At 67.1% G+C, this 26,911-nt stretch carries 24 protein-coding genes, 1 tRNA gene and 1 pseudogene; 5 read left to right on the forward strand and 21 right to left on the reverse strand.

Features of this window, described 5'->3' with window-relative positions:
* Positions 1–3: 3 nt before the first annotated feature.
* The 7 genes from AC1DK9_RS13755 to AC1DK9_RS13785 all read right to left on the reverse strand — a co-directional run bounded on the left by AC1DK9_RS13755 (position 4) and on the right by AC1DK9_RS13785 (position 7,306).
* Complete coding sequence (locus AC1DK9_RS13755) at positions 4–1,350, reverse strand: MFS transporter (RefSeq protein WP_476863340.1); 1,347 nt, start codon at positions 1,348–1,350, stop codon at positions 4–6.
* A gap of 88 nt (positions 1,351–1,438) precedes the next feature.
* Positions 1,439–2,206, reverse strand: coding sequence for an SDR family NAD(P)-dependent oxidoreductase (locus AC1DK9_RS13760; RefSeq protein ID WP_476916275.1), 768 nt, complete (start codon positions 2,204–2,206; stop codon positions 1,439–1,441).
* Between the two features lie 37 nt (positions 2,207–2,243).
* Positions 2,244–3,197, reverse strand: a complete 954-nt coding sequence (locus AC1DK9_RS13765; RefSeq protein WP_476916276.1) for a 3-hydroxyacyl-CoA dehydrogenase family protein — start codon at positions 3,195–3,197, stop codon at positions 2,244–2,246.
* Positions 3,194–3,709: a ribose-5-phosphate isomerase gene (locus AC1DK9_RS13770; RefSeq protein ID WP_476916277.1), complete on the reverse strand. Its 516-nt coding sequence runs from the start codon at positions 3,707–3,709 to the stop codon at positions 3,194–3,196. Before AC1DK9_RS13770 ends, AC1DK9_RS13765 begins: the two co-directional genes overlap by 4 nt.
* A 10-nt stretch (positions 3,710–3,719) precedes the next feature.
* Positions 3,720–5,441, reverse strand: coding sequence for a dihydroxyacetone kinase subunit DhaL (gene dhaL / locus AC1DK9_RS13775; RefSeq protein ID WP_476863344.1), 1,722 nt, complete (start codon positions 5,439–5,441; stop codon positions 3,720–3,722).
* A gap of 50 nt (positions 5,442–5,491) precedes the next feature.
* Positions 5,492–6,490 (reverse strand): sugar phosphate isomerase/epimerase family protein, encoded by a 999-nt coding sequence (locus AC1DK9_RS13780; protein WP_476863345.1) that lies wholly within the window; start codon positions 6,488–6,490, stop codon positions 5,492–5,494.
* Between the two features lie 126 nt (positions 6,491–6,616).
* Positions 6,617–7,306, reverse strand: coding sequence for a GntR family transcriptional regulator (locus tag AC1DK9_RS13785; protein WP_476863346.1), 690 nt, complete (start codon positions 7,304–7,306; stop codon positions 6,617–6,619).
* 264 nt (positions 7,307–7,570) lie between these two features.
* Here AC1DK9_RS13785 and AC1DK9_RS13790 point away from each other — a divergent pair, with 264 nt between their 5' ends.
* Entirely contained in the window at positions 7,571–8,326 is a 756-nt protein-coding gene (locus AC1DK9_RS13790; protein WP_476916278.1) for a ZIP family metal transporter, read from the forward strand.
* A gap of 30 nt (positions 8,327–8,356) precedes the next feature.
* Here AC1DK9_RS13790 and AC1DK9_RS13795 read toward each other — a convergent pair whose 3' ends face one another.
* From AC1DK9_RS13795 to AC1DK9_RS13840, 10 genes are all read right to left on the reverse strand, one after another.
* Complete coding sequence (locus AC1DK9_RS13795) at positions 8,357–9,235, reverse strand: NAD(P)-dependent oxidoreductase (RefSeq protein ID WP_476916279.1); 879 nt, start codon at positions 9,233–9,235, stop codon at positions 8,357–8,359.
* Positions 9,232–10,737, reverse strand: a complete 1,506-nt coding sequence (locus AC1DK9_RS13800; RefSeq protein WP_476916280.1) for a four-carbon acid sugar kinase family protein — start codon at positions 10,735–10,737, stop codon at positions 9,232–9,234. The genes AC1DK9_RS13795 and AC1DK9_RS13800 overlap by 4 nt, the downstream gene beginning before the upstream one ends.
* Before the next feature lie 62 nt (positions 10,738–10,799).
* Positions 10,800–11,576 carry an SDR family NAD(P)-dependent oxidoreductase gene (locus AC1DK9_RS13805; protein ID WP_476916281.1) on the reverse strand — a complete coding sequence of 259 codons (777 nt, stop codon included), beginning with the start codon at positions 11,574–11,576 and terminating at the stop codon, positions 10,800–10,802.
* A gap of 9 nt (positions 11,577–11,585) precedes the next feature.
* Positions 11,586–12,932 carry an MFS transporter gene (locus AC1DK9_RS13810; protein WP_476916282.1) on the reverse strand — a complete coding sequence of 449 codons (1,347 nt, stop codon included), beginning with the start codon at positions 12,930–12,932 and terminating at the stop codon, positions 11,586–11,588.
* A 220-nt stretch (positions 12,933–13,152) separates the two neighbouring features.
* Positions 13,153–13,881, reverse strand: a complete 729-nt coding sequence (locus tag AC1DK9_RS13815) for a FadR/GntR family transcriptional regulator (protein ID WP_476916283.1) — start codon at positions 13,879–13,881, stop codon at positions 13,153–13,155.
* A gap of 178 nt (positions 13,882–14,059) precedes the next feature.
* On the reverse strand, positions 14,060–14,962 hold the full coding sequence (gene sucD / locus AC1DK9_RS13820; protein ID WP_175322052.1) for a succinate--CoA ligase subunit alpha: 903 nt from the start codon (positions 14,960–14,962) through the stop codon (positions 14,060–14,062).
* A gap of 12 nt (positions 14,963–14,974) precedes the next feature.
* Entirely contained in the window at positions 14,975–16,144 is a 1,170-nt protein-coding gene (gene sucC / locus AC1DK9_RS13825) for an ADP-forming succinate--CoA ligase subunit beta (RefSeq protein WP_476863354.1), read from the reverse strand.
* 224 nt (positions 16,145–16,368) lie between these two features.
* Positions 16,369–17,076 (reverse strand): hypothetical protein, encoded by a 708-nt coding sequence (locus AC1DK9_RS13830; RefSeq protein ID WP_476916284.1) that lies wholly within the window; start codon positions 17,074–17,076, stop codon positions 16,369–16,371.
* A gap of 85 nt (positions 17,077–17,161) precedes the next feature.
* Positions 17,162–19,723 (reverse strand): DNA helicase PcrA, encoded by a 2,562-nt coding sequence (gene pcrA, locus AC1DK9_RS13835; protein ID WP_476916406.1) that lies wholly within the window; start codon positions 19,721–19,723, stop codon positions 17,162–17,164.
* 124 nt (positions 19,724–19,847) lie between these two features.
* Positions 19,848–20,720, reverse strand: coding sequence for an inositol monophosphatase family protein (locus tag AC1DK9_RS13840; RefSeq protein WP_476916285.1), 873 nt, complete (start codon positions 20,718–20,720; stop codon positions 19,848–19,850).
* Positions 20,721–20,828: 108 nt separating this feature from the next.
* Between AC1DK9_RS13840 and AC1DK9_RS13845 the strand changes: the two genes are divergently transcribed.
* On the forward strand, positions 20,829–21,482 hold the full coding sequence (locus tag AC1DK9_RS13845; protein ID WP_476916286.1) for a hypothetical protein: 654 nt from the start codon (positions 20,829–20,831) through the stop codon (positions 21,480–21,482).
* A 144-nt stretch (positions 21,483–21,626) separates the two neighbouring features.
* Here AC1DK9_RS13845 and AC1DK9_RS13850 read toward each other — a convergent pair whose 3' ends face one another.
* Complete coding sequence (locus AC1DK9_RS13850; protein ID WP_476916287.1) at positions 21,627–22,553, reverse strand: hypothetical protein; 927 nt, start codon at positions 22,551–22,553, stop codon at positions 21,627–21,629.
* 344 nt (positions 22,554–22,897) lie between these two features.
* On the opposite strand from AC1DK9_RS13850, the gene AC1DK9_RS13855 reads away from it, so the two are divergent.
* The gene (locus AC1DK9_RS13855) at positions 22,898–23,047 is read left to right on the forward strand and encodes a hypothetical protein (protein ID WP_476916288.1); all 150 of its coding nucleotides are present in this window, start codon (positions 22,898–22,900) and stop codon (positions 23,045–23,047) included.
* A 131-nt stretch (positions 23,048–23,178) separates the two neighbouring features.
* On the opposite strand, the gene AC1DK9_RS13860 is transcribed toward AC1DK9_RS13855, so the two are convergent.
* The 3 genes from AC1DK9_RS13860 to AC1DK9_RS13870 form a co-directional block, all read right to left on the reverse strand.
* Positions 23,179–24,714, reverse strand: a complete 1,536-nt coding sequence (locus AC1DK9_RS13860; RefSeq protein ID WP_476916289.1) for a putative bifunctional diguanylate cyclase/phosphodiesterase — start codon at positions 24,712–24,714, stop codon at positions 23,179–23,181.
* Positions 24,704–25,123, reverse strand: coding sequence for a DUF7793 family protein (locus AC1DK9_RS13865; RefSeq protein WP_476916290.1), 420 nt, complete (start codon positions 25,121–25,123; stop codon positions 24,704–24,706). The genes AC1DK9_RS13860 and AC1DK9_RS13865 overlap by 11 nt, the downstream gene beginning before the upstream one ends.
* A 319-nt stretch (positions 25,124–25,442) precedes the next feature.
* Complete coding sequence (locus AC1DK9_RS13870; protein ID WP_476916291.1) at positions 25,443–26,228, reverse strand: DUF998 domain-containing protein; 786 nt, start codon at positions 26,226–26,228, stop codon at positions 25,443–25,445.
* A gap of 84 nt (positions 26,229–26,312) precedes the next feature.
* Here AC1DK9_RS13870 and AC1DK9_RS13875 point away from each other — a divergent pair.
* Together AC1DK9_RS13875 and AC1DK9_RS13880 are read left to right on the forward strand one after the other, a co-directional pair.
* Positions 26,313–26,385: transfer RNA gene (locus AC1DK9_RS13875), tRNA-Arg, on the forward strand.
* Between the two features lie 115 nt (positions 26,386–26,500).
* Positions 26,501–26,896: pseudogene (locus tag AC1DK9_RS13880) on the forward strand (DUF6314 family protein); the annotation flags it as partial.
* Positions 26,897–26,911 lie beyond the last annotated feature (15 nt).

Consider the following 26,911-nt stretch of genomic DNA (forward strand, 5'->3'; position numbering starts at 1 on the left):
GACTTAGTCCAGCAGTTCGTCTGCCTTGTTGCGGAACCGCTTGGTGGCGAACATCATCGCCGCCGCCACGAAGGGCAGGACGCCCAGGGCGTAGACGCCCATCGAGCCGGTGGGCGACTGCGTGGCCTCGTTGACCGCGGTGCGCAGGATCGGGGCTACGAAGCCGCCCAGGTTGCCCAGCGAGTTGATCAGGCCGATGCCCGCCGCCGCAGCGGACCCGGCGAGGAACGCCGTCGGGTAGGACCAGACCACGGGGCCGACGGCCAGGAAGCTGCAGACTGCCAGGGTAATGAAGATCATGCCCAGCACCGGCTGGTGGTTGGTGCCGGCCCAGGCCGAACCGAAGATGCACAGGCCGGTGGAGATGAACAGCGCGGTGCCGAACTTGCGCCGTTTGGCCACGGTGTTGGCGGCCTTGCCGATGAAGTAGCAGGAGAAGATGCCGAAGAACCAAGGGACGGCGATCAGCAGGCCGACCGCAAGGCCCACCTTCTGTCCGGTCAGGGAGGAGACCTGCTGCGGCAGGAAGAACGTCACGCCGTAGACGGCGATCTGCAGGCAGAAGTAGATCGCGGTGAAGTACCAGACCCGGCCGTTGCGCATCGCGGCGAGGATTCCGCGGGGGCCGGTTTCATCCTTGATGTTGTCCTCCAGCGCCATGACTTCCTTGAGCGCAAACTTCTCTTCGCCGCTGAGGAACTTGGCCTTCTCCGGACCGTTGATCAGGAAGAAGAATGCCGCGATACCGGCCAGGACAGCGAGCAGGCCCTCGACGAAGAACATCACCTGCCAGCCACGCAGGCCCGGCACCTGGTCGCCGATGTTGATCAGCCAGCCGGAGAGCGGGTTGCCGATCATCTGGGAGAACGGCTGGGCCAGGTAGAAGATGGCGAACATCTGCACGCGCACCTTGTTCGGGAACCATTCGGCGAGATACATGATGACGCCCGGGAAGAGCCCGGCCTCGGTCACGCCGAGGAGGAACCGCAGGATCACGAACGAGGTCTCGCCCTGCACGAAGGCGAAGCACGCGGAGACGATGCCCCAGGTGATCGCGATGCGCGCCAGCCAGATCTTGGCCCCGACCTTCTTCAGCAGCAGGTTGCTGGGAATCTCGAAGATGGCGTAGCCGATGAAGAAGATGCCGGCGCCAAGGGCGAAGGCTCCGGCGGACACGCCTTTGTCCGCCCCCAGGGCCGCTTCGGCGAAGCCGACATTGGTCCGGTCCAGGAACGAGACGACGTACAGAATGACCAGCATCGGCATCAGCCGGCGGGCCGCCTTGGAAATCGCGGACTTCAGGACCGGACGGGCCAGAAGCTCCTTGGATGTTGCGGTTGTTACGGACACAGCACTCTCCTTCGAGTGATGAGGTGGGGTGGTTCCCCCGCGGGCCGGCGGCCCGCGGTTTGGTGCATGCTCCCGGGATCGGGTGCCGTCAGTGCATGTACAGGCCGCCATCGACGTTGAGCGTCTGGCCGGAGATGTAGCCCGCATCCTCGCCGATCAGGAAGTGGATGGCCGCCGCGATGTCGCGGGTGCTGCCCACCCGGTTCACCACCAGGTCCTTGACGAGCTCCTCCTTGCGGTCCTCGCTGAGGGCGCCGCCCATGATGTCGGTGTCGATCGGGCCCGGTGAGATGGCGTTGACGGTGATGTCATACTCGCCCAGTTCGCGGGCCGTGGCGCGGGTCAGGCCGATCACACCGGCCTTCGCCACCGAGTACGGTGTCTTGCTGAAGGTGCCGCCGCCGCGCTGGGCGGAGACCGAGGAGATGTTGACGATCCGGCCCAGCCGGTTCTTCACCATCGATTCGGCGGCCCGGCGGGTGGCGTAGTGCACGCCGTTCATGTTGATGTTGAGCACCCGGTCCCACTCGGCGGCGTCCAGTTCCAGGTACGGCACCGGTGAGCTGACGCCGGCGACGTTGGCCAGGGCGACGAGTTGCGGCAGTTCGGCCTCGATCTCGTCGATCGCGGCGCGGACCGAGGCTTCGTCGCCGATGTTGGCTCCGGCGCCATGGGCTTTGACGCCGTGCTTTTCGGCCAGGTCCTTGGCCAGGGCTTTGCTGGCAGCGTCGTCCAGGTCGATCACGCCGATGTTCCAGCCGCGCTCGGCGAGGTAGTCCGCGGTGGCCCGGCCGATGCCGCGCTCGGAGACGGCGCCGGTCACGATTACGGTGCGGTCTGCGGGGAAGGTGGTCATGGAAGTCTCCTTGGGAAGTGTTCGGTGAATGCAGGGTTTAGCCGAGGGGCGCAGGGCCGAGTTCCTCGATCAGCTTCTGCATCGCTACATAGGCCTTGTTCCGGTATGCCACCAGGGCGGCGGTCCGGTCGGCGGGAACGTTGAGGAAGCCCGAGCCGGTCTTGGTTCCGAGCTGGCCGGCGTCGACCTTCTCCTGCAGGATCTGCGGGGTGGCAAAGCGCTCCGGGAAGCCGGTTTGCAGCGACTTGTAGCAGAAGGCGTACACGTCCAGCCCGGCCATGTCCGCGATTGCGAACGGGCCGAAGAAAGGCAGCCGGAAGCCGAACGTGGTGCGGACCATGGTGTCCACGTCCTCCGCCGTGGCGATGCCTTCCTCGACCACCTGCGCGGCTTCGTGGAAGAGGGCATACTGCAGGCGGTTGAGCACGAAGCCGGTGACGTCCTTGACGGTCGCGGTTTCCTTGCCGGTCTCCCCCACGATGGCACGGGCGGTTTCGACGGTGGCTTCGGCGGTGCCGGCGTGCGGGATTACTTCCACGCCGGGGATGAACGGGGCGGGGTTGGAGAAGTGGACGCCCAGGAATCGTTCCGGGTTCGCCACAGCCTCGGCCAGCTTCGCGATGGAAATGGTGGAGGTGTTGGAGCCGATGATGGCGTCCGGACGGGCGGCGGCGCTGATCCGGCCCAGGGTGGCGTGCTTGATCTCCAGGACCTCGGGCACGGCTTCTTCGATGTATTCGGCGTCGGCGACGGCCTCTTCGATGTCCTTCGCGGCCCAGAGGTTTTCCTTGAGCGTCTCGGCCGAGCCGGCCGGGAAGAGCCCGGCCGCGACGAACTCGTCGGCTTCCTTGAGCAGCCGCTCGTAGTTGCTTTGGGCGATCTCGGCGGAGACGTCGGCCAGGGCGACGCGGGCGCCGGCGAGGGCCAGGACCTGTGCGATGCCGCCGCCCATGTAGCCGGAACCGACGACGGCGATGTTACGAGTGGTCATTTGATTTCAAGTCCTTCCGAGGCACCTTCATAGGAGTGGATTGCGTCCACCTTCTCCGCGGATGCGGAGGTGTCATCAAAGCGGTGGCCCAGCCATTCGCCGACCAGCTTCTTGGCCAGTTCCAGGCCGATCACGCGCTGGCCCATGGTCAGCACCTGCGCGTTGTTGGACAGCACGGAGCGCTCCACGGAGTAGCTGTCATGCGCGGTGACGGCGCGGATGCCGGGAACCTTGTTGGCAGAGATGGCCACGCCCAGCCCGGTCCCGCAGATCAGCAGGGCTCGGTCGGCTTCGCCGGCGGCAACCTTCCGGGCAGCCGCGACGGCCAGGTGCGGGTAGGCGGTGGTGTCGTCGGGTCCGACGCCGACGTCCTCCACCGAGGCGACGCGCGGATCCGCCTCGAGCAGTTCCCGCAGTGCGTTCTTGTATTCGACGCCGGCTTCGTCGTTGCCGACGACGATCCGCCAGCCGGGCTGGGCCTCGGCGCTGGTGGCTTGGGTGGTCTTTGTCATGTGCTGCTCCTTAGCTGCGTTCGATCGAGGCGGCGTAGTCGGCCACGCGGCCGGCGATCAGGCCGAAAGATACGGCGCCGGGGTCCGGGTGGCCCAGGCTCTTCTCGGCCAGCGGGCGGGCCCGGCCTTTCTTGGGGCTGAGCGCCGCCGTGGCTTCGGCGGCCTGGGCGGCCGCGTCGGCCGCGGTCCGCAGGCTGCGGGCCACGCCGTCGCCGTCGCCGATCGCGCGGTTGAAAACGTCGGCGAAGGGAAGCAAGGCGTCCACCATCGTCTTGTCACCGGCTTCGGCCTTGCCGAGGGTGATGATGGCGTCCCGGAGGGCATCGACGGCGGCGGCGGCGTCCGAAGGGGTGTACGTATCCTTGCTGCCCAGGGCACGTCCGACGGCGGTGACCGCGGCTCCCCAGAGGGCTCCCGAGGTGCCTCCGGCGCGCTCGGCCCACTGCTCGCCGGCCGCTGCCAGGACTTCTTCCAGCCCGGCTCCGGCTGCGTGCGATTGTTCCGCCGCGGCCACGGCGGCGTCCACCCCACGGCGCATGCCGATGCCGTGGTCCCCGTCGCCGGCGATCGCGTCGAGTTTGCCGAGGGCTTCCTCGTGTTCGACGACGACCGACTGGGCCACCTTCAGCACGCCCACTGCCGTGGCGGCCAGCGTGGTCGACGCCGCCGTGGCAGCCAGGACCGGCGCCGCGTCGGCGTCGGCCTGCGAGGAGACGGTCCGGGCCCGGCGCGGAGCGAGGTTGCCCTTGCGGAAGGCGGGGGTGTCTGCGGGGGCGGACCAGAACTTCTCCAGCTCCGGATCCAGCCAGAACAGCGTCAAGGACAGCCCGGACATGTCCAGGCTGGTGACCAGCTCGCCGCATTCCGGCTCCACGATCTCCAGGCCGGCGGCGGTCAGCAGGCCTTCGATCTTGCCGAACAGCACGAACAGCTCGTCGTATTTGACCGTGCCCAGGCCGTTGAGGATCGGCACGACCCGGCGTCCCGCAGCCTCCGGCTTGTCCTTGAGCAGTCCTTCCACCAGCAGCGCTGCCAGTTCGCTGGCCGTCGGCAGCGGCTGCTCGGAGATCCCCGGTTCGCCGTGGATGCCGAGGCCCACGGACATCATGCCCTCGGGCACCGTGAACAGCGGTTCCGCGGCGCCCGGCAGGGTGCAGCCGGCGAAGGCGACGCCCAGGGACCGGGTGTGATGGTTTGCCTTGATGGCCAGCCGCTCCACCTCGTCCAGGTCCAGTCCGGCCTCGGCGGCGGCGCCGGCGACCTTGAAGACGGTCAGGTCCCCGGCGATGCCGCGGCGCTTGCCGATCTCGGCCAGCGGGGCGCTGGCGATGTCGTCGGTGACCAGTACGGTGCGGGTCTCGATGCCCTCGGCGTTGAGCTTGTCCTGCGCCTGGCCGAAGTGCAGCACGTCCCCGGCGTAGTTGCCGTAGCTCAGCAGCACCCCGCCGCCGGTCTCCGCGGCCTTGGCCACGCGGTAAACCTGACCGGCGGACGGCGAGGCGAACATGTTGCCGCAGGCGCTGCCGGCAGCCAGTCCGGCGCCGACCAGGCCGGCGAAGGCCGGGTAGTGCCCCGACCCCCCGCCGATTACCAGGGCGACCTGGCCGGCCGGAGTCTCGGTGGAACGGACCACCCCGCCGTCCACCCGTGCCACGTACTGGCGGTGGGCGGCGGCAAAGCCGTCGAGGGCGTCGTCCGCGAAGCTCGCGGGATCGTCAAATATCTTGGTCATGATTCCTCGTTGAACCGGTTGGGACGGCGGCTTTGCGAGCCGCCGTCGTCCTAGACTGCGGGGACGGCCGCCGGGAGCTGCCGGCCCTGGGCTACCAGGGACGTGCCGAGGGCGTATCCGTCGCGCTTGGGCAGGACCTGGCGGCGCAGGTAGTCCTGGTTGGCGGCGGTGACGCTGAGTCCGTCGCCGCCGTAGTGCTCGGTGCAGATGATCCCCTGGAAGCCGACCGAGATGGCGAACTGGAAGGCCTCGCGGTAGCTGATGAGGCCGGATTCCATCGGTGCGGGCATGGCGACGTACTGGTCCTTGGCGCGGTTTTCGTCCCGGATGTAGTTCTTCACGTGCCAGTAGTTGGCGTAGGGCAGCGTCTTGTGGACCATCTCGCGCCAGTCCTCGATGGGACGGTGCAGGCGGATCAGGTTGCCGATATCCGGGTTCAGCCCGACGTTCGGCAGGTCGATGTCCTGGACCAGCTGCACCGAGGAGTCGGCGGTCCCGAGGTAGGTGTCCTCGTACATTTCGAGGGAAACCAGGAGGCCGAGTTCTGCGGCGTGCCGGCCGACTTCGCGGATGCGGGTGACGGCCTTGTTCCAGGTCTCCTTGTCCCCCACCGGATCCTTGTGGCCCTCCACGGTCCAGAACCAGAGCTGTTCGCGCTGGGCCGGGGTCAGGGCCTGGTGCAGGCCGATCGAAACGACTTCGCAGCCCAGCTGCGCGGCGGCGTCGAGGGTGCGGTGGGTGTAGGCCAGGTTGTCTTCCCAGTTGGCCTCATCGATCACGCTGCGGCGGATCGCGGAGATGGCCGGCAGGCCGACGCCGGCGTGGCGGGCGGCCGCCGTGAGTTCGTCCAGCCGGGCAGTGCTGAGATCACCCGGGCGTACCCAGCTGTCGGTCAGGTCGGCGTTGGCAAAGCCCGCATCGGCGACTTCCTCGAACACCTGCTGCCACTCGGCGGCAGGGGCATCCTGGACGGAGGTTCCGTCCGGGCGGACACCCGGGAACTGCAACAGGGCCGCGGTGATGGGCCAGTTTTCGGCGGTGTACGACATCGTCACTCCAAATCTTGAATCACATTTCCTATAGGATTCACCCGATAGGAAAGCTTGTCAAGGGTTTTTCAAGGAGTGGGCGCCTGGCTGCCGAGCCGGCCGCCTGGTCTGGGCTTGGCTGCCTGCCTAGCTGAGCACTTCCCTGTCGTGCTGCGAGCGCTGTTTGACGCCTTCGATGTGCGCGATCATCATCCGGCGCGCGAGGTCGGCGTCGCCGGCCTCAAAGGCCCGGAGGATCTCGGTGTGTTCGGCGATCGCGAAGTCCGCGTCGGTAACGCCGAGGCCGCCGAAGAAGCGGAAGCGCTGCACCTGGCCGCCGAGTGCGTTGTAGGCGGAAAGCAGGAACTGGTTGTTGGCGTGCTCGGCGATGAGCCGGTGGAACCGTTCGTCGGCCTCCCAGTAGGAGCGGAACTCGGCGAAGGACGGCCCCCGCGGGGCGGCTTTGAGGTCATCGATGGCTTGCCCCAACTGGGCGGTGAGATCGGCGTCGGCGTGGCTGCAGGCCATGAAGGCGTTGGCCGGTTCGATCACCAGGCGCGCGTCCATCAGGTCCGCCAGTTCGGAGGCGGTAAAGAGCGGCGCTACCCGGTAGCCGCGCAGGGCCATGCGCCGCACCATGCCGGTGGACTCGAGCCGGGCCAGGGCCTCCCGTACAGGCGTCGGCGAAACGTCCAGTTCCCGGGCCATCCCGTCGATGCTGACCGGAGTTCCGGCCTGCAGCCGGCCGTCCATCAACGCGACGAGAATCGCGTCGTAGACGTGGTCGGCCAGGACCTGCCTGTTAACGCCGCGGGGGCCCGGTTCCTTGATTGCCATACTGAAATCCTATAGCCGCCCCGCGACGATGGGYGTCCCGGCGAACGGCACAGCTCCCCGTTCGCCGGGCGCCGTTGGCTGGCTTTTACGCTCAAGGACGACACTGCTGGCGCCGGGGCATTTGCACACTGCGGCACGAGGGACCATCTTAGAAAGCATGCTTATATTGTCCTGATCGAGGCGCGGGCTCCCCTGCGGCTTTGTGCCGCCGTGCTTTGCGGGAGCTGGTGCCGGGGTGGTGGAAGACATGGAAGGTGGAAGAAGATGCCCACATGGGTGCAAGCCCTGTTATGGGGAACCGTAGCGGGCGCGGCCCTCGTCCTGGGGTCGGCCATTGCCTGGAAGTGGACCATCGCTCCGAAAGTCGTCTCCAGCATCATGTCCTTCGGCGCCGGAGTCCTGATCTCCGCCCTCTCGTTTGACCTGGTCGATGAGGCGGAACGCGGCGGCGGGCTCTGGCCGACCGTGGCCGGCTTCCTTGCCGGAGCGTTGGTCTATGTCGGGGCGAACGCCCTGCTGGCCCGGCGGGGAGCCAAACACAGGAAACGCTCCGGCGGAAAGCAGCCCTCTGAAAAGGACAAGCCGGGCAGCGGCACAGCCATCGCGATCGGAGCCCTGCTGGACGGCATTCCCGAATCCGTCGTCCTGGGGCTTGGTCTCGTCTCGGGCGGATCCGTCAGCGCGGCGGTGCTCGCGGCCGTGTTCATCTCCAACGTTCCGGAGGGGCTCTCCAGCACCGCGGGGATGAAAAAATCCGGCCGCAGTGCGGGCTACGTCTTCGGCGTGTGGGGCGGGATTGCCCTCATTTCCGGGCTGGCGTCGCTGATTGGCTATGCCAGCCTGCAGAACGCCCCGGCTGAAATGGTCGCTTTCATCACCGCCATTGCCGCCGGCGCGATCCTGGCCATGCTTGCCGACACCATGATCCCGGAGGCTTTCGAGGAACACCATGTCCTGACGGGCCTGATTGCTGCTGTCGGCTTCCTGGCGGCCTTCACCATCAGCCAGGCCGGGGRCTGAAAGAAGCCCCCGGCCCTTGGCCGCCGCTGGTCAGCGCTGGAGTCCGCGCAGCACCTCGATCACGGACGAATCGTCCCGCCGGCCCAGGCCCGCCCGCCGGCCGCTCAGGTAGAGCTGTTCGGCCGCGGCGGCGAGCGGAGCAGGGTAGGTGCTGTCCCGCGCCGCTTCCACCACCAGCCCCATGTCCTTGACGAAAATGTCCAGCGCGCTGCGGACCTCGGTGTTCTCCGGGTCAACCATGCGGGATCCCCGGTCATCGAACATGAACGACGCCGCCGCACCGGAGCGCAGCACCTCCCAGGTCTGCTTCGGGTCCAGGCCGAGCGCCTCGGCGAACGCCAGGGCCTCCCCCGCCACGGCGATGTGTACGCCGCAAAGCAGCTGGTTGACCAGCTTGACCTTCTGCCCGTCGCCCACGTTTGGGCCCACTACGGGAGCGGAGCTTGCCATCGCGTCCAGCAGCGGCCGCACCGCAGCCAGTGCCCGTTCGGAGCCGCTGACCATCATCAGCAGCTCGCCGGTGGCGGCACGCTTGGTGCCGCCGGAGACCGGCGCGTCGACCAGTTCGACGTCGAACGGCGCCAGCCGCTCTGCCAGCGACACCACGGCGGCCGGCCCAACGGTGGCCATCAGGAGGACAACAGTGCCCGGGCGCAGGGCCGCTGCCAGTTCGTCGGGGCCGAAGAGCACGGCGTCGGCCTGGGCAGGCGTCGCCACCATCAGGGCGACGACGTCGGCCTCTGCCACGGCTTCCTTGGCTGTGGCTGCGGGCGCGAGGCCGGGAACCGCGAGCGACTGCGCCCGTCCTTCGGCGACGTCAAAGGCCGCGACCTCGTGTCCGGCTTCGGCGAGGACCACCGCCATGGGTCCGCCCATCGCGCCCAGTCCGATCCATCCGACCTTGGTCATGGGGTTACTTCCTTTCCTGGTGCCGCGGACGTGGTGCCACGGAACAGTTCAATGGTGTCGGCGAGCGCGTTCTCGTCGCCGACATTGCCCGCGAAAACGACGTACGGCATGCCCTGCACGCCGGGTGCGGCTTCGTCGGGCCGGAGCACCGAGACCATGCCCGGGAAAAGCTGGCCCAGCACGGTGGCGCGCCTGATGCCGAGGCCGCGGACGGCGACGTCGTGCGAGGTGATACCGCCCTTGGCAATCACCCAGGCCGGTTTGGCGGCCAGGGCAGCCTGGACCACCTCGATCAGGGCGGCGGAGACGCTGCGGGCGATCTCGAGGCTTGCGGCGGCGTCCGCGCCCTTGAGCAGCGACCGCGAGGTGTAGAGCAGCACGTCGGAGCCGGCGAGGGCGCCGACCACCCGGGCCGCGGTGTCCGCAATGTGCGCGCTGCGGGTGGCCGGGTTGACGAGCTCGGCGACGGACAGTTCGACCTCGGTCACGCCTCCCCGGTCTTGCGCCGCGGCGACCTGGCGTGCCGTCTGGCCCACGTGGGAGCCGACGACGGCGAGACCGTGCCCGGCCGGGCGTCCGGCGGGCCAGATGTCCTGCGCCTGCAGGGCCGGCTTGGGGTCCAACCCTGCTAGCGCGCGGATAAATGACGGTCCAGTGCGGTGCAGGAAGACTTTGCCCTCGCGCTGGACCTGCTGCAGGCCCAGGACGACGATTTCCAGGTCGGCGAACTCGGTAGCGTTGACGATGATGAGCTGCAGCCCGCTGGCAGAACGCAGGATCTCGGCAACCCGGTCCTCGCCGCCGGTCCGGATGTCCTCGAGGCTGATGCTGAGCACCTGCTCCGGCGTGACGGTGCCGCCGCTCTTTTCCGCGACGAAATACTTCAGGTCGGACGACTGATACCCGAACGTCGCGTCCTTGGCGAACTCGGTGTCTCCGGCGGGGACGGGTTCCCCGCCGACGATGGCCCAGTGCACGTCCCCGGCGGTGAAACGTCCGGCCTCAAAGTAGGACGGGGCCAGCAGGACGCCGTCGAAGCCGTGCCCGGTGACCTCGCGTCGGACGGCGTCGAGGGTGCGGATCTCGGCCATCACGTGGCCGCGGAGCGTCGAGTCGCTGCGGCTGACCAGATCCAGGGGTGCGCCGAGCCGCTGCTCGAGCTCGAACAGGGCCCTGCCTGCGGCCTGGTTCAGGGCGACGGCGTCGGCCTCGTCCAGGCTGCGGGTGTTGGTCAGGATGAAGCAGGTCGATTCCGGCTGTGCAAGGGCCGCGGCGTATTCGTCTGCCTCAAGCACGGTGACGACGGAGACGCCGTGCACGGACTGCGAACCGGTCGGATCGTCGTCGAGCACTGCGGTCCGCCTGCCGGTCGCGGCGCGGTAGTCGCGGATCCGTTGCCGGGCATCGGCTAGCCGGACGGGCTCGGGGAAGGCTGCAGAGGCGGCGGCGTGTGCGCCCGGCTGTGCCGGCTGGTGTCCGTCGGAGTGGGTTTCGTGGGTCATGCTGTGGTCCTTCCGGGTGCCGTGCGGCCGAAGCCGCACGGCACGTCGTGAAGCATGCGGGGTCAGGAGACCTGCAGGCCGCCGTTGATGTCGTAGGTCGCGGCGGTGATGTAACCGGCGTCCTCGCTGAGCAGGAAGGCCATCAGGGCAGCGACTTCGTCGCGGGTGCCGACCCGGCCCATCATGATGCCCTCGGACATGGCGGCCTTGCGCTCTTCAGTCAGCGTGCCGCCCATGATGTCGGTGTCGATCGGGCCCGGTGCCACGGCGTTCACGGTGATGCCGAACTCGCCGACTTCGCGGGCCAGGGCACGGGTGAAGCCGAGGATCCCGGCCTTGGAGGCGCTGTATGCGACCTTGGAGAACGTTCCGCCGCCGCGCTGGGCGGAGATCGAGGAGACGCTGACAATCCGGCCGAGGCGTCGTTCGATCATGCCCTTCAGGACCCGCTGCGAAACGATGAAGGTGCCGCGCATGTTGATCGCGAAGACCTTGTCCCATTCGGCGACGGACGTTTCCATGAACGGAGCCGGTGAGCTGATGCCGGCCAGGTTGGCCAGGCCGACGATCGGCGGCAGCGTCTGCTCGACCTCGGTGATGGCCCGGTCCACGGAGGCTTCGTCCGAGACGTCGGCCCCCACGCCGATCGCCTTGACGGCCCGGTTGGAGCCGATCTCGGCTGCGGCGGCCTGGGCGTCCTCGGCGTTGATGTCCAGGATCACGATCGACCAGCCGTCGCGGGCCAGTCGGTCTGCCGTGGCGCGACCAATGCCGCGGGCGGAGGCGGCGCCGGTGAGGACGACCGTGCGTTCGGCGGGGAAGGTGGTGTTTTCAGTCATGGGTGGTTCCTAGTGGCTTTCAGTGGCGGAATGGGCCGCGGCGGCAGAGACGCCTTCCGGGCGGTTGCGGGCGTAGAGGTAGGTGGCGACGGCGGTGATCGCGAGGCAGGCGGCCAGGAAGACCAGTCCGCTCTGGCTGTTGCCCGTGGCGTCCTTGAGGATTCCGACGATGTACGGGGCGACGAAGCCGCCCAGGTTGCCGAGCGAGTTCACCATGGCGAGTCCGGCCGCGGCTGCCGCGCCGGTCAAAGCCGCCGAAGGCATCGCCAGGAACGGCGCAATGGCCGAGTAGATGCCCATCGCTGCGAGCGTCAGGAAGACCATGGCGAGGACCGCGTTGACCGGAAGCAGGTAGCCTGCGCCGAGCAGGCCGACGGCGGCAAGCACCATGCTGGCGCTGGCATGCCAGACCCGGTTGCCCGTGCGGTCCGAGCGCTTGCTCCAGAAGTAGACGAACACGGCCGCGATGGCGTAGGGAATGAAGACGATGAAGCCAACCTGGACGGTATCGAACTTGCCCAGCGCCTTGACGATGGTCGGCAGCCAGAGGCCCAGGCCGTAGATGCCGCAGACCAGGCCGAAGTACAGGGCCGAGTACGCGAGGGTGCGCGGATCCTTCAGGCCGGCCAGGAAGTTGTGCTTGCCGGACTTCTGCTTGTCGGCCAGTTCCTTGCTCATGGTCGTGGAGAGCCACTCGCGTTCCTCGGGCTTGAGCCACTTGGCGTGCTCCGGCCGGTCGGTCATGACGAACGGGGTGATGATGCCCAGCACAATCGCCGGGATGCCTTCGATGATGTACAGCCACTGCCAGCCGTGCAGGCCGGCAACGCCCTCCAGGCCCAGGAGCATGCCCGACACCGGCGCGCCGAGGGCGTTGGAGATCGGCTGGGCCAGGATGAAGATACCCAGGACGGTCACGCGCTGCGCGGCCGGGAACCAGAGGGTCAGGTAGAACAGGATGGCCGGGAAGAAGCCGGCTTCCGCCGCGCCGAGCAGGAAACGGACGATGTAGAAGCTGGTCTCGCCGTTGACCAAGAACATGGCAGTGGCGAAGATACCCCAGCTGATGAGGATGCGGGCGATCCACTTACGGGCGCCGTAGCGGTACATGCCGCCGTTGCTGGGGATCTCCAGCAGGGCGTAGCCGATAAAGAAGATGCCGGCGCCGAGGCCGTAGGCGGCTTCGGTAAGGCCGATGTCGCCCTGCATGCCGAGCTTGGCGAAGCCGACGTTGTTGCGGTCCAAGTAGGCGACGAAGTACAGCAGGACAATCAGGGGCATGAGCCGGCGGCGGACTTTGCGGAGGGTGGTCTGGCCGAGTTCGCTCAGGGCCGGGGCTGCGGTCAGGGAGGTCATCGCGGGCCTCCACCGGTAATCAGGGTGCCCAGGGCAGGGACGTGCGCGCGCATAGAGACTCCTTTGGCTTGCGGCATTCCGAGGTGATTGGGATGTCAGATGTCTGATATCTATCTGAGATTCTAGTCACACGGCTATGCGGCGTCAACAGGATTCGTAAAAATGCAGCGATGGAACGACGCCCCCGCGCAGCCGCCGGCTGGGGTGGGCCGGCTGCGGGTCAGCTGGCCGCGGCGCCGCGGCTGGAGACCGCGAGGTAGCGTTCGTAGTCCTCGAAGGTCTGCGTGATGTGCGCGTCCATCGCCGAGCGTGCGGCCGCCGGTTCGCCGGCCGCAATAGCGGCCAGGACCAGCTTGTGGTGGTGGATGGCGTGCCGCTGCACGTCCGGGAACGCCGAGGTCTCGCGCCGCATGGCGTAAAGCAGGGTAGAGAGCTGGCCAAGCAGGGCTGGCACGAACGGGTTGCCGGATGCCCTCAGCACGGTGTCGTGGAAGGAAATGTCGGCCAGGGTCAGCGCGTCGACGTCGCCGGAATGGTGCGCGGCCTCCATCAGCTCAACGCTTTCGGTCATGGCGGCGAGGTCGGCCGGGCTGTGGCGTGAGGCGGCGAGTTCGGCGGCGCCGGTCTCGACCATGCGCCTAACTTCGAGTAGGCGGAGGGCCACCTGGTCCGAGGCGACGCCGCGGGAGGCAGCCCGCATGATCGCGTCCAGGCCGGTCCAGCGCTCGGGCGGATTCACGAAGGTGCCGAGGCCCCGCTTTACGTACACGACATCCTGGGCCTTGAGCACCTTCATCGCTTCACGTGCGGTCAGGCGGCTGACGCCCGATTCCTTGGCGATGTCCGATTCCGGCGGCAGCGCGTCGTCGGCTTTGATCTGGCCGCTGAGGATGTACTCGAGGACTTTGTCCACGACGACGTCGACCAGCGTCCGTCGCGCATCTGCCATCGTGATCCCCTGCCTGCGCACCAACGGGCGCGCTTTGCCTTTTCTCAACATTACTAGACGCACGACGCCGGCCTCCGCCGCCGTCGTGCTTAACAGAACAACGCGGAGCCGCTCCCGGCCTATCCCAGCGAGTGGGACGGTCCGGAAGCGACCCCGCGTTACGTTGAAGCTGTGATGCCTAGAGTGCCGCGTAAACTTCGCGCAGCAGCTTGGCGGTCTCGGACGGCGTCTTGCCGACCTTGACGCCGGCAGCCTCGAGGGCTTCCTTCTTGGCCTGGGCGGTGCCCGCGGAGCCCGAGACGATGGCGCCGGCGTGGCCCATGGTCTTGCCTTCCGGGGCGGTGAAGCCAGCCACGTAGCCGACGACCGGCTTGGTGACGTGGGCCTTGATGTAGTCAGCCGCACGCTCTTCGGCGTCGCCGCCGATTTCGCCGATCATGACGATCGCCTTGGTTTCCGGGTCAGCCTCGAAGGCTTCGAGCGCGTCGATGTGGGTGGTGCCGATGACCGGGTCGCCGCCGATGCCGATGGCGGTGGAGAAGCCCAGGTCGCGCAGTTCGTACATCATCTGGTAGGTCAGGGTGCCCGACTTGGAGACGAGGCCGATGGGGCCCTTGCCGGTGATGTTCGCCGGGGTGATGCCGACGAGAGCCTCGCCCGGGGTGATGATGCCGGGGCAGTTCGGCCCGATGATGCGGGTGACCTGCTTGCCATCGGCGTCGACCTTGGACTGGGCCAGGGCCCAGAACTCGGCCGAATCCTGGACCGGCACGCCTTCGGTGATGACGACGACCAGGCCGATGCCTGCCTCGATGGCCTCGACGACGGCGTCCTTGGTGAAGGCCGGCGGTACGAAGACGATGGAGACGTCAGCCCCGGTCTCGGCCATGGCTTCCTTGACGGTGCCGAAGACGGTGATCTCGTTGTCGCCGTGCAGGACGGTGGTGCCGGCCTTGCGGGCGTTCACGCCGCCCACAATGTTGGTGCCGGCCTTGAGCATGAGGGCGGTGTGCTTGGTGCCTTCGCCGCCGGTGATGCCCTGGACGATGACCTTGGAGTCCTTGTTCAGATAAATAGACATAGTCGTGTCCCTTTACTTCGCTGCGTTGGCGAGCTCGGCAGCCTTGTCGGCGCCCTCGTCCATGGTGGCGGCCAGGGTAACCAGCGGGTGGTTGGCCTCGGCCAGGATGCGGCGGCCTTCCTCGACGTTGTTGCCGTCGAGGCGGACGACCAGCGGCTTGTTGGCCGAGTGGCCCAGCTCGGCCAGTGCGCCGACGATGCCCTTGGCGACAGCGTCACAGGCGGTGATGCCGCCGAAGACGTTGACGAAGACGGACTTGACCTGCTCGTCGCCCAGGATGACGTCGAGGCCGGCCGCCATGACCTCGGCGGAAGCTCCACCGCCGATGTCCAGGAAGTTGGCGGGCTTGACGTTGCCGTGGTTCTCGCCGGCGTAGGCGACGACGTCGAGCGTGGACATAACCAGGCCTGCACCGTTACCGATGATGCCAACTTCGCCGTCGAGCTTGACGTAGTTGAGGTCCTGGGCCTTGGCCTTGGCCTCGAGCGGGTCCGCGGCGTCCTTGTCTTCAAGGGCGGAGTGCTTCGGGTGGCGGAAGTCGGCGTTCTCGTCGAGGGTGACCTTGCCGTCCAGGGCAACGATGTCCCCGGCGCCGGTCTTGACCAGCGGGTTGACCTCCACGAGGGTGGCGTCTTCCTTCTTGAAGACGTCCCAGAGCTTGAGGATGACGGCGGCGACCTTGCCGCGCAGTTCCTCAGCGAAGCCTGCGGCGGCGACGATCTCGTCGGCCTTGGCCTGGTCGATGCCGACGGCGGGATCGATGGCGACCTTGGCCAAAGCTTCCGGACGCTCGACGGCGAGCTGCTCGATTTCCATGCCGCCTTCAACCGAGCACATGGCCAGGTAGTTGCGGTTGGCCCGGTCCAGCAGGACGGAGAAGTAGTATTCTTCGGCGATGTCGGCACCCTGGGCAATCATCACCTTGTTGACGGTGTGACCCTTGATGTCCATGCCGAGGATGTTGGTGGCGTGCTCGAGCGCCTCGTCAGCGGTCTTGGCGACCTTAACGCCGCCGGCCTTGCCGCGGCCACCGACCTTAACCTGTGCCTTGACGACAGTTACGCCGCCGATCTTCTCGGCAGCTGCCTTTGCTTCTTCAGGGGTGTGCGCCACGATGCCAGCAAGCACGGGTACACCGTGCGCCTCGAACATATCGCGCGCCTGATATTCAAACAGGTCCACGGTTTAGTGTCCTTCTACGTCGAAGTAGTTTCTGTACAGCCGGACCCCGCGTATTCGCGGTTACCGGGCTGCGGAATAAACGCACCCTGCGACAAGCTTGGAAACGAGCCACACGGCGCAATGCTCCTTTTGGAACTCTAGTCCTTCGCGGGGACCAGCCCGACCCAGAGTACCGCTTATGTGAGTAAGGACACTATTCTATTGAGCGTAGAAAAACCGCTAGATTACGGGGTTTTTGAGGCTTGCGACGGCGTCGGGGAGGCCGGTTTGGAGCCCGGAAGGATCAGCTCGTAACGGTCGCGCGAAACGAAGAACGCGACCCCGGCGGACACGTTTCCGCAGGCGACACCGCCGTTGTAGGCAGAGCAGCGCAGGCCGTTGCGCTCGACGTTCTTGCCGTCTTCAAGGACCGGAAGCTGGGAGATCGGGCCGTTGGGCGTGCCCTTGGGACCGAATTCCGCTTCCTGCTGTGTGACGCCGGAGCGGCATTCGCCGTAGACCGCGGCGTCCGGGGTCAGCAGGGCCGTGCCGCCCAGGTAACCGAGGCCGGTGCCGGAGCAGTCGTCGCGGATGTCCTTCGCCTCGGGTTTCGGGTAGGCGGCAAGCTCACAGTGGGCCACGGGCACCGTTGCGAACTTGCCCGTCCCGCTGCCGCCGAAGCCGTTTTCTTCATAGGGCAGGTTGACGTGGCCGCCCCGGGCCGAGGTCAGCGAGCAGACGATGTTACGGTCCGCCGTGACAAAGCTCAGGTAGTCCTGGCCGGCACTCAAGGCCGCCGGGTCCGTCAGGGGCGCCTGCTTGAGCTGCTCCAAGGCCGGCAGCGGGGCCGGCGGGACGTAATCGGGGTCCTTCTGCGTGACGCTGCACGCCGTGGCCGTCAGGGTTAGGAACGCAGCCAGGATCCCCAAAGATGTCCGTCGCATGCGCTCCATTATGCCCGGCAGCTCTATACCGGGCCGCTACATACCCGGCCACGGGCTGCGGCCGGCTGATCCGCCGGGCAGGCGCCCCGCCGGGTCACGCGTCGATCTTGGTGAGCGGGGCGTAGCGCAGCAGGAGCCGCTTCTCGCCGACGCCAAACTTCACCTTCGCCACCGTCTTGTCTCCTGCGCCTTCGACGGCCAGCACGGTGCCGTTGCCGAAGCTGGTGTGGTTGACCTTGTCCCCCACGCTGACGGCGACGATCTCCTTCTGCGGCTGGACCCGGTTCTTGGCGATGGCGGCCGGGACGTCGGCGTTGAAGCCTGCCGCGGCGTCCGCGCCGGTGCCGCGGGCGGGGCCGGCGCCCCAGAAGGATCCGCCGTAGCGGCTGGAGCCGATCGAGCCACCGCTCCCCCAGCTGCTGGCCTGGCGGGTGGACCCTTCGCGTTTCCACTCGACCAGTTCGGCCGGAATTTCTTCGATGAACTGGCTGGCCGGGTTGTACTGGCTCTGGCCCCACATGCTGCGGACCTCGGACCGGGTGAGGTAGAGCCGTTTCCGGGCGCGGGTCAGGCCAACGTAGGCGAGCCGGCGTTCCTCCGCGAGCTCCTTGGGGTCCGTGGCGGAGCGCTGGTGCGGGAACAGCCCGTGTTCCATGCCGGTCAGGAAGACCACCGGAAACTCCAGGCCCTTGGCGGTGTGCAGCGTCATCAGGGTGACGACGCCCAGCCGCTTCGCTTCGGCGACGGCAGCGGCCAGTTCGTCGGCGGTTCCCGCCGGGGCGTCCGGGATCTGGTCGGCGTCGGCCACCAGGGAAACCTGCTCCAGGAAGGCTCCGAGGGAGCCTTCCGGATTGTCGCGTTCATATTCGCGCACGACGGCGACCAGTTCGGCGAGGTTTTCGACCCGGGACTCGTCCTGCGGGTCGGTGCTGGAGCGCAGGGTGGCGAGGTAGCCGGTCTGTTCCAGCACGGCCTCGAGCGCGGCGGCCGCACCAGAGCCGGAGGCAACCTCGGCCAGATCGTCGAGCAACTTCACAAAGCCCAGCACGGCGTTCACCGAGCGGGTGGCCATACCCGGTGCTTCGTCGGCGCGGCGGGCCGCGGCCATGAAGGAGGTCCGGTCGCGCTGCGCGAGCGAGGCGATGGCTCCTTCGGCCCGGTCGCCGATGCCGCGCTTGGGCTCGTTGAGGATGCGGCGGAGGTTGACGTCGTCGTCCGGGTTGACCAGCACGCGCAGGTACGCGAGGGCGTCCTTGATTTCCTTGCGCTCGTAGAAGCGGGTGCCGCCGACTACCTTGTAGGGCAGCCCGACACGCACCAGGACATCTTCGATGGACCGGGACTGGGCGTTGGTGCGGTAGAAGATCGCGACGTCGCCGGGGCGCAGGTTTCCCTCATCCTGCAGCCGGTCGATTTCCTTGGCAATGAACTGCGCCTCGTCGTGCTCGTTCTCGCCCACGTAGCCGACGATCTTTTCGCCGTCTCCCTCGGCCGTCCAGAGCCGCTTCTCGGGCCGGTTGGGGTTCCGGGAGATTACCGAGTTGGCGGCGCTCAGGATGGTCTGGGTGGAGCGGTAGTTCTGCTCCAGCTTGATGGTGCGGGCATCCGGGTAGTCCTTTTCGAACTCCACGATGTTGCGGATGTCCGCGCCGCGGAAGGCATAGATGGACTGGTCGGAGTCGCCGACGACGGTGAGTTCCGCCGCCCCGGGGCCCTCGCCGACGATCTCGCGGACCAGGGCGTACTGGGCGTGGTTGGTGTCCTGGTATTCGTCCACGAGGACGTGCCGGAAGCGGCGCCGGTAAGAATCGGCGAGCGCGGGGAAGGCGCGGAACATGTAGACGGTCTCGGCGATCAGGTCGTCGAAGTCCATCGCGTTGGCCTGGCGGAGCCGCTGCGTGTAGCCCTTGAAGACCTCGGCGACGGCCTGCTCGAAGGGGTCGCTGTGGTTGGCGCTGGAGGAGTAGCTGTCCGCGTCGATCAGTTCGTTCTTGAGCGCGGAGATCTTGTGCTGGATGGCCTTGGGCGCGAAGCGCTTCGGATCCAGATCCAGGTTCTTGGCCACGAGCGTGATCAGGCGCAGCGAATCGGCGGAGTCGTAGATGGAGAAGTTGGAGTTCAGTCCAACGTTGGCCGCCTCGCGCCGCAGGATCCGGACGCAGGAGGAGTGGAAAGTGGAGATCCACATGGTCTTGGCGCGGCCGCCGACCAGGAGCTCGATCCGCTCACGCATCTCAGCGGCCGCCTTGTTGGTGAAGGTAATGGCCAGGATTTCGCCGTGGTGCGCCCGCTTGGTGGCAATCAGGTAGGCGATGCGGTTGCTGAGCACGCGGGTCTTGCCGGAGCCTGCGCCGGCCACGATCAGCAGTGCGCCCCCAGCATGCTTGACGGCCTCCTCCTGCTGCGGATTCAGTCCCTGCAGCAGCTCGTCCGCGTTGGGCAGCTGGGGCCGGTCCCAGTCCTCGCCGTGCCCGTGGTGGTTTGCAGCGTTGTTTCCGCCGTTGGCCCCGAAGTTTGGCCCGCCGTCGGCACCGAAGGCAGCTGACTTCAGGCCCGGCATGCCGGTGCCGGCCCCCGGGTTTCCGGATGATTTAGCGGGCGCGCCCGGATTCGAGGCAGCTTGGAAGGGTCCGTCGGCGTAGGGGTCAAACAACATATCCATGGTGTTAACAAGTCTAGGCGGTGCCACTGACGGCACGGTCCGCGCCGCCCGGTCCACCTCCGGACATGCCCCTCTCCTGCGCCCAGCAACGACTCCGGCAGACGTTGCGCGGGTGCGCCTACCCCACGGAGCCTGACTCAAGTGCCGCTCGGAGCTGCCGCACCGCCGTCGTTCCGCCGGCGACGTGCCACTCAAGTCCGTTGACGCGGACGACGTCGGTGGCGCCGCCGGCGGCGAGCACGATCGCCTTGCCCGGCAGCCAGTCCCACTCCGGGGAGCTGTGCTGGAACCAGCAGTCCAGTTCGCCGTCGGCCACCCGGCCGAGGTCGCACGAGCCCGAACCGAACATCCGGAGCGCCGCAGCGGAGGTCGCCGCTGCGTGCCAGGGCATGGCGCACATCGGGTCGGCCAGCCAGGTGGGATGAATGTACGTGGCGGCGCCGAGCTCCGCCAGCGGCGTCTCGGCGCGGCCCCGGCCGCCCGCATCGCGGGGCAGGAAACTGGTCAGCTGCTCGCCGTTGAGGGTTGCCGTGCGCTCGGTGCCGCCGAGCCAGAGCTTGTCCTCCTCCGGCTGGAAAATGGCGCCGAGCAGCGGGCCCGAGGAATCCTTGAGCGCGATCGCGGCGCACCAGTAGCTGGAACCGTGCAGGAAGTTATAGGTGCCGTCCACCGGGTCGATCACCCAGGTCCGGCCGCTGCTGCCCTGCACGGAGGCGCCCTCCTCGCCGAGGATGCCGTCGTCGGGCCGGCAGCGCTGTAGCTGTTCGAGGACGTAGGCTTCGGCGGCGTGGTCCGCGGCGGTCACGACGTCGGAAACTGATGTTTTCCGCTTGCCCTCCAGGCCAGCCTGCCGCATGAGCAGGGCCAGGGTGCCGGCCTCCCGTACCAGGGCCTCGGCAAGCTGGTAATCATCCAGCTCGGGGCTGAGTTCCGCGGTGCTGTGCCGGCCGAGCCGGTGCCTGACGAGTTCGTTGTTGCCTGATTCGCTCACGCGTTCAGCCTATCGGGCGCCGCGAGGTGCTGAACAGGCAGACCGGGTGGGTGGGGAACCTGTCCGGATCCGGCCAAGACGTCTCCAGCGAGGGGCGATAATGGAGCCATGGCCAAGACACCCGCCCAGCGGATCAAGAAGCACGGCGCGAGCGCGGCCGTTCCCCAGCACCATCTGCCCTCGGTGATCAATCCCAGCACCACCCGGACCCCGCAGAAGGCGCAGAGCAACAGCAACCTGATCCTGATCGCGGGCGTCGTGGCGAGTCTGTTCCTGTTCTGGTACCTGCACCTGTTGACCCTGAACCAGCTCACGCAGCTCAGCGGCGGACTCCCGATGCCCGATTCGCTTATCGGCGGCTTCGACCAGGGTTTCGTGGAGCAGTTGCGCTTGGCCCTGGACACCGACGCCCGCGGCCAGCTCAACTACGTGCACAAAACTGCCGGGACGCTGTTTCCGCTGATCTTCGGCTTCACCTGGTTGCTGCTGATCGGCACCAACGTGGCCCGGAAACCGCTCCGTTGGGCACTATGGGCGGTGCCGCTGCTCTTTGCAGGCGTGCGGCTATGGGGCAACGCGGCCATTGACGCCATGATGTCTGCGGCCACGCTCGACGGCGGTCAGGTTGCCCTAGCGTCGGGCCTCACGGTGGCCGGCTGGGTCCTGCTGCTACTGAGCCTGGTGGCCGGCGGAGCCGCAGTGTTCCTAGGCCGCAAACCCGCGCGTGGGCGGACTGACGCGTCGGGTGCCAAGCCGGCATAGGGTTCGGATTCTGCTGGCGAGGTCTGCTGCACGTGCGGGGTTAGCCTCGACGGTGGACATGCCCACTTCCGGCCGCAGCCGATGAGCACATTCCCTGTATGTCCAAGGCTCAGCGCCGGCGAAGGGCATGCTCAGGAGGGGGAGTCAGCTCCGGTCGAAGCCTGTGACGCGAAGCAGCCAGGACCATAGCGTGTCCCGGCCCACTTCGTTCCTGAGGATGGTTCTGGCTTGCTCAGCGCGTGCGGACGCACCTGCGCTCTCGAAGTGGCTCACAGCTTCCGAAAGAGCCTGACGCGCCATAGCCAGTTCACCGGCTGCGAGGTATGCCCTCCCCAGCAGAAGGCAGATATCACCGAGAGTCTGAGGTGTAAGGCTCTTTGCCGTTGATCGGATGTCCTCCAACGCTGCAATAGCCGATTCCGCGTCGCCTGCCAGGTAGCTCCAGTGAGCCCTGTTCCGTTTCAAAAGGAGCAGGTCGGCCTCGCTCCCGCCAATGACGTCCGTCGCCAGCTCGGCTCGTTCGATACAACGCAATGTGTCGCCATCCGCGACGTTCGCCGCAAGGCGCATGGCCGCCGAGGCTTTGTTGAATTTCGCCCACACGTCCAAGTTCTTCGTGGGCGAAAACGTAGTTGCCGCAAGTTCGTGGTACCGCAGGCCTTCCTCGATCTTGTCGAAGAGAAATGCGACATTACCAATGACCCAATAGGCTTTGCCGGCCAACTGGTCGTCGACATCGTCGGAAACGACGCCCGCGAGACGTTTACTCTCCTCCCAAGCCTCAGGAAGCCTTCCACCATCGGCCAAGGCTGCAATCAGAGCCTGCCTCGCTTTGATGTTGATCTCTGACTCCGACTCTCCGGTCGTTAGCTGAACCGCATTCCGAGCCGCGGCAGCAGCCTGTTCGAGTAGGCCCGCGCCCTGGCTAGCCTTAGCAAGCAGGATGTGTGTCCTCGCTTGATCGTGAAGGTTCGAGGCATCCGTTTGATCAACGATGAGGCGGCTCGCCAATGCCGCGCATTCATCAAAGCGCCCTGCATCCAGGAGGTTCTCAGCCTGAAGGAAAGTCATGCTCCACCAAGAGTCGTAATTCCCGTCGCGGAGGGCTATTTCCGCAGCCCGCTCTGCACTGCCAGCCGCCTCAGCGAAGGCGTGATTGCTGCGATGCTCGTGCGCTCGGAGCTCAGCGGCTGCGTATCGGGGTGAAACGGAATGCATGAATCAATTATCGGTGCCAACAAGCGCTAATGCGTACGCGGCGCGCAAATATCCGCGATCGCACCTGACGAGATTGTTCAGATATCACAAGCGCTGAGCCCCCGCGGCAAATCGTTACACGGTGGCGTGTCGAAAACCCCTATGATGATCCTGCACCACGCATGTCACATCCGCCCCACACGTAACAGGAGTTCTAAATGAAGAAAACCCTCGCTACCCTCCTCGTAGCCGGAGCGCTGGCTGCAGCTGGCCTGTCGGCCGCCTCCGCTGTCTCCGCCACCGGTGACAACGCCGGACAGACCGTAGTAGCTGTCGAGTACTGGCCGAACTCCACCCCGAAGAACTAACGGAGTCAGCAACCGCAAAGGGCGGGAACCGGAGTTAACTCCGGTTCCCGCCCTTTGTTCTTGTCTGGCACGAGTTCAGCGGCCCAAGCCACCCCCAAGACCCAACACCGCCGTCGTTCCTCAAGAAACAATTACTGCGAAATAGAGCTGTCCTGGCTGATGAGCGCCTCGATGGCTTCGGCGGGCGCTGGCCGCCCGAAGTAGTAACCCTGGCCGCTGCCGCAGCCCAGCCGGACCAGTTCCTCGGCCTGCTCGGCGGTTTCGATTCCTTCCGCCACCGCTTTGAGCCCGCAGGCGTGGATCAAATGCAGCACGGCCTCGACAAAGCCGCCCTGCTCCTCGTCCGTTCCCAGCCCGTCGATCAGGCTCTTGTCGATCTTGACCACGTTCACCGGGAGCCGGCGCAGGTAGCTGATGGACGAATATCCCGTACCGAAATCGTCGATTTCGAGCTGCACGCCCAGCTGCCGCAGCCCGCTCAGGGAGTACTTGTCCACGTCGCCGCCGGTGACGGCCATGGACTCGGTCAGTTCGATGATGAGGTTCGCGGCATCCACGCCCGTCTCACGGAGGATGTCCTGGACGTGCTCAATGAGCTCGAGGTTCTGCAGTTCGGTGGTGGAGATGTTGACCCGGACGGAGAACTCGCTGTCCAGAGCCAGCCGGTCCTGCCAGTCCCGGAGCTGCCGGACCGCGTTGCGCAGCACCCAGTGCCCCAGCTCCACGATCATCCCGGTTTCCTCCGCCAGCGGGATGAACTGGTCCGGCATCAGGAGCCCGCGTTCGGGGTGGTTCCAGCGGACCAGCGCCTCGACGCCTTCAATCCGCCCGGTGGCGAGCTCCACAACCGGCTGGTAATGCAGGGTCAGCTGATCCTCGAGGATCGCCTCGCGCATCTCCGTGACCATCAGGCTCTGCAGCCTGCGGGCATACAACAGCGCGGGTTCGAAGACCTTGATCCCGCTGTGCGGCTGCGCCTTCGCCGCGTACATGGCTGTGTCGGCCTCCATCACCAGGTCGTCGGCGGACTGGCCGGGCTCGGCCACGCGGACGCCGATGCTGGTGCCGCAGGTGACCCGCAGGTCCCCGATCTCGAGGCTCTCGCTGAGCGCCTTGAGGATTCTGTTGGCGACCCGCCGGGCCCGCACCAGGTTGGATTTGGGAAGCATGACGGCGAATTCGTCTCCGCCCAGCCGCGCCACGGTATCGGTCACCCGGACCGCGTCTTGAAGCCGCCGGGCGATCACGCGCAGGACGTCGTCCCCCGCGCTGTGGCCAAGGGTGTCGTTGATGCCCTTGAAGGAATCAAGGTCGAGAATGAGCAGGGCCGGTGGCATCTCGCCGCGCGACGTCTCCGCCAGCGCGTGGCTGAGCACCGAGTTCAGCGCCGTCCGGTTCGCCAGTTGGGTCAGCGGATCGGTCAGCGCCATCCGCTCGAGCTCAACCTGGGCCTGGCGCAGCATGGCGGTGCGGCTCTCGACGCGTTCCTCGAGCTCCTGGTAGATGGTCTGCAGGTCGTCGGCCATCAGGTTGATGCCCGCGATGACAGCCGCGACGTCGTCTCGGGCACCGGAGTGCGGGATCCGGGTACTTAGGTCGCCGCTCGCGATTCGGACAATGCCCTCGACAAGCGCATGGAGCCGGGGGTCTGGAACATCACTTTTCACTCGTATAAGGCCTTAACCACTCGAGGGCAACCGTGCGGGAAAGAAAAAACTCCGCCGGGATTGTTTCGGTTCTTGAGCGCAGGAGGTAATGCGCAATGACGCGGTCCACGGGGCTCTCCCCTACCAGCGCAAACGCCGACGCCGCAATGGAACTGGCGTAAACCTGGCGGGCTTCCACGCTGACCCCGACGACGCCGGAGATGACCAGGAGCACCGGAACCCTCTCGCCGCCGGCGAGCATGCGGACTGTCTCACCGGCCACGCGCGCTTCCGGGCCCTCGATCTCCCGGTTATGCGGCAGCTCGACTTCAATGATGCCGCCCTCGAGCAGCCGGACGCCAATGACCGGCTCGCCGGGCGCTTCCTCGGGGATTTGCCCCTCCGGCGCAACGGGGGCTTCGACTGTCATCGGGCAGCGACCCGACGGCCCGCGACCCGGCGTGAAGGAGCACTGTTGTGGTCGCCGAAGACAGTCGCAGCCAGGCGCGGCGCGAATAACTGTTCAGACATGTGCCCCCACAGACTTCAAGTCGGCAATTCGGCGTGCGCTGTACCCAATCTCCCGCACGAGGCACCGGAGCGTTCCGGCGAATGCCCTCATGATAGTGCAACCCTGCGCACAAATGAGGCGTAAGACACCCCTGCGACACAGAATCGCCTCGGCCGCCTGGCCTAGGCGCACTTCCCTTCGGGGCCGGGGCCTGCCGCCGCCCAGCCGGCGGAGTCGGTCACGTCCTGTTGCCGCCGGCTGCGGCCACGCGCGCCCGCTTCCGGGCCACGAGCTCCTGCCGGACGCGTTGCGCGACGACCAGCCCCAGTGCCGCCATGCCGATGGTGATGGGGTACCCCATGAGCCGTTCCAGCGTGCCCGGTTCCGGAACCCGCATCCCCGTCACGCCGCCGGTGATCAGCGCGGCCAGCGAAACGGCGCCGCAGGCCAAGATGAACCAGCCCAGCGGCGTCTGCTTGCGCCACAGCCAGCCCACCACCAGGAGGGCCAGGCCGCCGGCGGCGAAGTACATGACCGCGCCGGCCACATGCCAGCCGGAACCGGCGTCCTCCGGGACCAGGCCCACGATCACCGTCCCGGCACCCGCGGTCAGGCTCAGCGAGCGGGCGGCAAACGCCGCGACCGACGGCGAGCGCCGCCCGGGCGCCACTGCCAGCCGCACTCCGGCCCGGGCCGCAATACCGATCACGGCCGAGCTCAGCAGCAGCGCCCCGACCATCATGCCGATCCCCTGCACCACGAACGAGGCGTTCATCAGCAGGTGCGCCGGCGAGCAAACGTCCCGGCCGGAAAACTCGCCGCAGCCAAGGGCGCCGAGGTCGCTGATGTAGCCGGTGCGGCGGCTGTACGGCTCCGGCCCCGCCCAGGCACCGATCACCGCCGCTTCGGCGACGAAATACTGCAGCACGCTCAATTTCGCGAGCGCGCCCAGATAGAACCGCGTGGAGGCCACGTCCGGGAAGTAGAGGAGCTCCCGGGAAACCGTCGGGGCAGAGGCTGTCATGCCAAGAGCGTAGTACGCGTCCCCACCTTGTATGCTTGTATCCGTGCCGGACGGGCCGGCCGACGGCCGACCGACTGCACGCCCGCCCTCGTAGCTCAGTGGATAGAGCACGGCTCTCCTAAAGCCGGTGTCGTTGGTTCGATTCCAATCGAGGGCACTTGAACTCCCAGACCCCGGGCGACGGCCCGGACTTTGCCCCGCGCGACGGACCGGACTTTGCCCCGCGCGTTGACCGGAGCCGTGACCAGCACCAGGACCTCCGCGCCTACCTGTTGGGCAACTGGACCGTGGCCCGCACCATGCTGGACCGGGCCACCGGCAGCCGCGGCACTTTCACCGGCGTCGTCCGCTTCACTGAAACCGACGACGGCGGCCTCTGCTTCCGCGAAGAAGGCATCGTGCAGTGGAACCCGGCCGGCGGCACGCCTTTTCACGGTCCGGCCAGCCGCGAGTATCTCCTCAAGCCGTCGGCATCGCCGGAGACGATGGACATGTTCTTCTCCGACGGCCGCGCGTTCCACCGGATGGGCTTCGGCGTCCGGGACCACCGGGACCAGCACTGGTGCGCTCCGGACACCTACCGGGTCGACTACACCCGACTGGGCCCGGATGAGTTCCGCTACCGCTGGGACGTCACAGGCCCGGCCAAGGACCTCCTGCTCGAATCCGTGCTCACCAGAACG

Source organism: Arthrobacter sp. 01T414 (assembly GCF_056398965.1).